This window comes from Paenibacillus sp. 2TAB19, from assembly GCF_052115185.1.
In the GTDB taxonomy this organism is placed as follows: domain Bacteria; phylum Bacillota; class Bacilli; order Paenibacillales; family Paenibacillaceae; genus Pristimantibacillus.
In genome coordinates this window covers 1-7,195 of record NZ_JBFRGE010000142.1, presented here as the reverse complement: position 1 = coordinate 7,195, position 7,195 = coordinate 1, and the positions used below count along the sequence as shown (strand labels likewise).

Sequence of the window (7,195 nt, the reverse complement as noted above, 5' to 3'; positions counted from 1 at the left end):
GCTGACGACCATGCTTAAGAGACGGATGGCAAACCAACACAACGGTGGCACGGAAGCAGAACAAACCCTATTGTCGGAGCAAATGAAAAATAACGTGAATGCCATTCATTCCTTGCTGCATTCGCCGGGCGATTTGATTACGAAGGAAATCGATATCGGTCAATCGGGACGTTATTGCATCATCGTTAACATTGATGGATTGATTGACAAAACCTTGATACATGAACATCTCATGAGACCGCTCATCAACTACAAGCCGAATGAAGCTGAAGCGGATCTGAAAGAGATGAATGGCGATGAGCTAATCAGACGGCTGAAAGACGATGTCCTCCCATTGCAAGAAATTCAGTTGATCGACTGCCTGGACGAGGCAGTATTCTCAATTCTGTCGGGAGATACTTGCTTATTTATCGACGGTACGCAGCGRGTGCTCATCATTGGAAGCAAGGGCTGGATGAGGAGAGCGATCGAAGAGCCGCAGACGGAATCGCTCATTCGCGGGCCTAAGGATGGATTCACGGAAGACATTCGCACCAACAGCGCCTTAATTCGCAGAAGATTGCGTGATCCTGGCTTGCGAATGGATTCCTTTTTGCTTGGCACCAGGTCGAAGAAGGAAGTCATCGTTACCTATATCGAAGGGATTGCCAATCCTGAGCTTGTGAAAGAAGTGAAAAGAAGGCTTCTGACAATCGAGATGGATGATCCTGAGGGCTCCGGATATATCGAACAATGGATAACGGATAGCTTTCTATCGCCTTTTCCACAAATCTTGAATACGGAGAGGCCTGACCGTGTGTCCTCCTCGCTGCTGCAAGGGCGGGTAGCCATATTGGTTGACGGCACGCCATTCAATTTAATTATGCCGGTAACGATTGCGCTTGCCGTCAATTCGCCCGAGGATTACTATCAGCCCTGGCTGCTATCCTCGCTGGTTCGGCTGCTGCGATTTATTTCCGCGTTCATCGCGACTTTTCTTCCCGCATTCTACATTGCTTTGGCAGAGTTTCATCACGGAATGATTCCGTCAAATATCGCTTTCTCCATCGCCGCATCGCGCGAAGGGGTCCCGTTCCCCGCGGTGATCGAGGCGCTGTTGATGGAAGTGACGCTCGAAATATTGCGTGAAGCCGGCGTGCGCCTGCCTAAGCCCATCGGGCAGACGATCGGCATCGTAGGCGGTCTTGTTATCGGCGAAGCGGCCGTATCGGCAGGCATCGTCAGTCCGATCATGGTCATCGTCGTTGCGGTAACGGCGATCGCCTCGTTTACTTTGCCGTCGTATTCGTTTGGGATTATTACGCGGATTCTTCGTTTTTTTGTCATGCTGGCGGCGTCCGTGTTCGGCTTGTTCGGCGTTATTCTCGCTTTCTTAATGATTTGCATCCACGTCGTTAATCTAAAAAGCTTCGGGGTGCCTTATTCCTCGCCGATTTCGCCGATGTTCCTGAAGGATTGGAACGATCTCATATTGCGAGCGCCCGTTTCTTTCTTGAAAGAAAGGCCGCAAATGCTGCAACCGGAAGATAAGAAACGATCGAAATAGGAGGCATCTCTTGTGAGCACGGATAACTGGGAATACGGCGACCAGAAAATCGATCAGAAGGAATTGATGTTTTCGACGGGCTCGCTGATGGTAGGCGTTGGCATCTTAACTCTGCCTCGCGCGGTCGCGAAGGCGACCGACTCGCCGGACGGCTGGTTATCCATCCTGCTTGCGGGAGTTGCCACTCTGCTGGTCGCCTATATGCTTGCGCGATTATCGCTTCGCTTCAATGGAAGAAATTATTTGGATTATATTACGTCGATTACAGCCAAGCCGGTTGCGTTCTTCATCGCTTGCGTGTATGCGGGTTATTTCATCATCTTTACGGCGTACATTACGAGGTCGGTGGCCGAGCTATCCAAGCAGTTTTTGTTCGATAAAACACCGATTGAAGTCGTTTCGCTGGCCTTCCTGCTTGTTGTCATCTATGCCGTCTCCGGCTCGAGGGTCGGCTTGATCCGATTGACGGTTATCTTTTTGCCTTTCGTGCTGCTCGTGACGGGTATTTTTTTGTTGCTTGGCATGAAACTGTTCGATTTCAATAATCTTAAGCCGCTCCTCCATACGGGACCTATGAAACTATTGGACGGATCAAAGGAATCATTGTTTTCCTTTTTGGGCTTTGAAATCGTGTTGTTTTATAGCAGCTTGGCTAGAAACCCGGCCAAAACACCTAAGTATACGATGTTTGCCGTACTTATATCAACGGTCACGTACATGATGATATTTATAGCGGTCATCGGCATTTTCTCTGTGGAGGTCACTCAGAACATTTTGTATCCGACGTTGGAGCTTGCAAGAGAGGTTAGCGTACCCGGCGAGTTTTTCGAGCGGCTGGAGTCTCTTTTCCTTATTTTTTGGATCGTATCGATCTTCGCCACAACATCGCTTGCATTGGATGTGACCGTCATCTCCACGAACTTTATGTTCTCGGCGGAGAAGAGGAAGCTGATGTACGTCCTTGCGCCAGTCATCTATTTATTGTCTATGATTCCCGGGAATATCGTGGAATTAAGCAATCTGGGATTGGTCTTAAGCTACTATGGGATATTTACCGCACTGATCATACCGGGGCTGTTGTTCTTGATCGTAAAAATTCGGGAGGGGAAAGCCCGTGGCTAGAATCGTACTTGTAATTATCTGCTTAATGGCTGCTTCCGTGTTCGCTGCGGGTTGCTGGGATCGGATCGAGCTTGAACAACGGGGCTTTGTAATTGGCGTTGCCATAGATGAGGTCGAGAATAAATCGTTTTCTGAGCAGCAAGTCAGCGACGATCAATCCAATCGGAAGGACAGCATGCAAAAGTTCAAAGTTACGTTTCAGGTCGTCGTTCCCGCTGCCCTCAAAATGGCGGAGCCGAAAGGAGGGGTCTCTTCGAGCAAAGCTTATTTTAATGTGCATGTAGAGGGCAGGACCATGCAGGACGTACTGGCCAAGCTTTCCTCCCAATTAAGCCGGCAGCCGTTTCTGGAGCATCTCAAGCTTATTATCGTATCGGAGAAAGTGGCGGCGACCAAATACGGATTTGCCAACGTACTCGACTATTTCCTAAGGAACAACGACGCGAGGCGCAACGTATCCGTTATGATTGCCAAGGGTGAGGCGTCGCGCGCGCTGGACATAATGCCAAAGAGCGAGCGGACGCCCGTCCTGTTCATCAATAACATCTCGCGCAACGGCAAGGAGCTGATGCGCATTCACATGGACACGAGAATTGGCGACGTTCACGAGTATTTGCTGAAGCACGAAAGCTTTACCCTGCAGAAATTGACGGTGAAGAACGGTGACGCGTCTTTGATCGGGGCTTCCGTCATGGATAGCAAAACGAATAGTCTTATCGGATTTCTTAACGAAAGCGAAACGCAAGGGCTCAATTATATTACAGGGAATAATAGCCGGGGGTTAATCGAGGTCGAGGTGGAGGATAATTTGGTCGTTTTCGAGGTAGAGCGTTCGAAAAAAGAAATAAAGGTAAATGCAAGCGATCCGAAACATTTGAATTTTCATGTCGTCATTACGATGGAAGGCAGTATCTCGGAGGCGTTTGAACGCGAGGACTATTTAAGCGATACAACGTTGGACAATTTGGAGAAAAAGGTGGAGGCAGCCGTCGTCAAGCTGGCGGAAGAAACGATTTCGAAGACTCGGGATGAGTATAAGAAAGACGTGTTGGGATTTGCCGCCTATTTGAGAGAAAGCAAACCGAGCATATGGCAGGAGGTTGAAGAAAATTGGGATAACGGAATCAATTATTTCTCCAAAAGCGATATCACAACATCGGTAACCGTGAAAATTCGGCGAATCGGATCGGTTAATCAGACCGAGACAAGATAAGGAGAGCATCTATGGAGTTCAAAATCGGACAGATTCCATCCGGACTAAGCTTCGTTTGCGCGATACTGAGTATCGCTGTTCCGTACGCGGTACACAAAATCAACAAGCTGCTCCACGATATCGGCGACCCGAGTTGGAAGAGAAAATAGCATGAAGGAATTCATGTGGACATCACTCTGGAAGCATAAGATAATATTAGAAGCTTGATATAACGATTTATCAGGGAGGAGAAATAAACGGATGTACGAACAGAAAACAAAAGAAACCGACCACAGTGTCATCGAGTTTATCGAGCAGATTGAAAATATGAAGAAGCGTGAAGATGCTTTTCGATTACTTGATATTTTTACGGAAACGACGGGGTTCGAAGCGAAAATGTGGGGGCCAAGCATTATTGGATTTGGTTCTTATCACTACAAATATGCGACAGGTCACGAAGGGGATGCACCGCTTGCGGGATTTTCTCCCCGGAAAGCAAAGATAAGCTTATACTTTGAACCAGGGGATCCAAGACGGGAAGAGCTCCTATCACGGATARGAAAGCATACATCTGCGAAATCATGTGTCTACGTTAATAAATTGGCAGATATAGATATCGATGTTTTAAAGGTATTAATTAAACAATCTATGGTGATTACGCAAGCAATGTATCCGGACGCGCAATGACAAATCATCCTTTTATTTCAACTTAATATTGCAGCCTGTTCCGATAATTGGGGTCTAAACGAATTAACAATTCATACCGTCCTATTCGGCTAATCTTGGATTTAAAAGTTATTCAGAAAGCTTTGGAGACGCGGTGTTGAAAATAGGCAACGAATTGGTTACAGAGTATAAAACCTTGATCATGTACAATGGCAGGCGTTTCTTGAACAGTGTGTGCAACCAGGTATTCCATTAAGGGATGAGATCTCTCTTGATTAAAGACTTTTTGTTCTGCTCCTTGTATAAAGGTTTGCACATAGCTCCTTCGGCCGCAGAAGATTTTCCGACTTATGGTGATTGGGTCTTAGACAAAGTCTTTATGTGGAAACGACAATGGGTGCATGCTGGAGCGTGTAAGACGGGGCAACGTCCGAGGAATAAGCTGATTTATTAAAAACCGTTGCTTTCGCTGAAGCCATAATGAATATTTAACTTTCAATTGAAAATTACATAACTGATAATCAAAAAATAAGAGCTGTACCGATGCCAACAGTGGCTTCCGGTACAGCTCCTATTCTTATTTCATTCGAAGCATCATGGTCCAAAGATCGGCGCTTTCGTAGCCGAGTCTCCAAGCTGCGACGCCTGCTAGATCGTATTTGGTTGCTAGCGCGACGCGTGCTTTAGTTGTTTCAGTAGTCTCTGCCCAGAACAGGTAGGTGAAGCCATTCTTCACATACTTGTATTTTATTTGCCCAGACGCTGCATCTGGAACGCCTGTTGCTTTGTTATCCGCGATTAGCTCCGGAATATCTTTCATAAGAACGGCACGGTTGCTAACCAGCTTGCCAGCGGCGTCCAGCTTCCACTCGCGTACGTAGAACGGAATGCCTAGCATAAGCTTGCTTCGCGGGATGCCGTAACCGAGAAACTGTTTGATGCCTTCCTCTACCCAAGGAAGACCTGCTACGGATCCCGGCGTATCACTGCCGCTCCAATGCTCGTCGTACGCCATAATGATTATCGTATCTACAATTGCAGATAATGCCGTATGATCGTATGCGGTAAGATGGTTCCAGCTTAAGCTGCCTCTCGGCAAGTCGATGGATACGTTCAAACCTTTGGCATGAGCTGCCTTCGTAAGCGCCTTAACGAAGTCAGTATAGCTGGCACGATCGGCGCCGGCTACTTCTTCGAAGTCCAGATTAAGGCCAAATGCCTTAATTTCAGATAAACGTCCAACGAGCTTAGTAATGAAAGCCTGCTGTGCTGCCTTATCCTGTAGGAATGCTGTCGTCATCTTCCGGTTGAACTGATTATGGACAAGCGGTGAGACGCGGATGCCTTGCTCCTTAAGCGTCTTCACTAGCTCGGCGTCTGATGTATCGTTAATCGATCCATCAGCGGCGGTGAGTTCGAACCATGTTGGCGAGTCGATCGACAAGCCTTGCGTGTTCGCAACATGGCTTAACACGGTGCTGCTAGATGCGCTGCCATTCCAAGCCAAGTAGACGAGCGACTTAGCGTTGTTCCATACGCTGCGACCGTCTGACGTACGGACATAGGCGTTTGCGTATTTTTTAGCAAAATCGATCGCGCCCGAACGAGTGTTGAACGAACGAAGCTTCTTGTCGCCTTGGAATACAGTAAGATACGGAACACCTGACCACCATACATTGTCTTTGTACATGACCTCAGCATTCGGCGTTTTCTTTGCTAGTGCAACTGCGTCATCTAGGTTAATAAAAGCACCGATAAGCTTGCCGTTCTGAATAACCTCGTAGGCAAGCACGTTGGAATGGAGTACGATGCCTGTCGCAGTATTGACGACTTCACTTCCTAGAATTACAGACGAACTTTTGATGGCGTCATAGAGGAAGCCGTACAGCTTGCCGTTGTTCGCTGGAACACCGTCAACGCTAATTTGATAGACGGCTGCTGCAGCGCGCTGATCCTTCTTCTGGGCAGCGGTTAAGTTGTCCCATACCCAAGCGTTTTTCGTTAAATCGACAATATGTGCGTTACTCCACTTCTTTGCTTCCTGGATCGCTGCCTCAATGGTCGTGAACGTCCATATCGGCTGTGTCTTGTCACCTTGATACAATCTGAACTTGGCATGATTCGCATACTTCCAGCCAATGTTCTCCAAATCGCGAATATGTACGTTTCTTTGTGTCTTAGCGAATGCCAGCGCCTGCTCATATGTCCGGTATTCCCATGCGCTTGACGAGATGCCGTTTTTGTACACTTTGTAGCGAGGGAGATTGTCCCACACCCAGGTACGTCCAGTAATGGTTTCTACATGGCTGTAGCTGACGTTTTTCGCATAGGCAATCGCTTTGCTCTCTGTCGGGAATTCCCGCAGTGCTTGGTCGTTCTGATAGACGCGGTATTTCGTTACGAGACTTGCAGAAGCCTCAGCAACGCCGCTCCCCGAAGTTCCAGCCAGCAGCGAACTGCTCAGCAGCAGCAACGTAACTGCAGCGATCAGCTTCTTTTTTAACACTCTATTTGCCACTCTCCTCTCAGTTGTCCGTTTAGTTAGACGCTGGAAGAGGAGGGGAGTTGCTCCTAATCTATGAAAAGTTTGGCGGTAATTATTGCTAGTTGATCATGAAAGAAAAAAAACAGAGCGGATTCGCTCTGTTCTGAATTCAGCTATACCATTA

General features: G+C 47.6%; 6 protein-coding genes. 5 read left to right on the top strand and 1 reads right to left on the bottom strand.

Annotation, left to right across the window (positions count from 1 at the left end; genetic code table 11):
• Position 1 precedes the first annotated feature (1 nt).
• From AB4Z33_RS29945 to AB4Z33_RS29925, 5 genes are all read left to right on the top strand, one after another.
• The gene (locus AB4Z33_RS29945; protein WP_442053407.1) at positions 2-1,546 is read left to right on the top strand and encodes a spore germination protein; all 1,545 of its coding nucleotides are present in this window, start codon (positions 2-4) and stop codon (positions 1,544-1,546) included.
• A 12-nt stretch (positions 1,547-1,558) separates the two neighbouring features.
• Entirely contained in the window at positions 1,559-2,668 is a 1,110-nt protein-coding gene (locus tag AB4Z33_RS29940; protein WP_442053406.1) for a GerAB/ArcD/ProY family transporter, read from the top strand.
• Entirely contained in the window at positions 2,661-3,881 is a 1,221-nt protein-coding gene (locus AB4Z33_RS29935) for a Ger(x)C family spore germination protein (RefSeq protein ID WP_442053405.1), read from the top strand. Before AB4Z33_RS29940 ends, AB4Z33_RS29935 begins: the two co-directional genes overlap by 8 nt.
• Before the next feature lie 11 nt (positions 3,882-3,892).
• Positions 3,893-4,030, top strand: a complete 138-nt coding sequence (locus AB4Z33_RS29930; protein ID WP_442053404.1) for a hypothetical protein — start codon at positions 3,893-3,895, stop codon at positions 4,028-4,030.
• A 91-nt stretch (positions 4,031-4,121) separates the two neighbouring features.
• Positions 4,122-4,547, top strand: coding sequence for a DUF1801 domain-containing protein (locus AB4Z33_RS29925; RefSeq protein ID WP_442053403.1), 426 nt, complete (start codon positions 4,122-4,124; stop codon positions 4,545-4,547).
• A 556-nt stretch (positions 4,548-5,103) separates the two neighbouring features.
• Here the strand turns inward: AB4Z33_RS29925 and AB4Z33_RS29920 are convergent.
• Positions 5,104-7,032, bottom strand: coding sequence for a glycosyl hydrolase family 18 protein (locus AB4Z33_RS29920; RefSeq protein ID WP_442053402.1), 1,929 nt, complete (start codon positions 7,030-7,032; stop codon positions 5,104-5,106).
• Positions 7,033-7,195 lie beyond the last annotated feature (163 nt).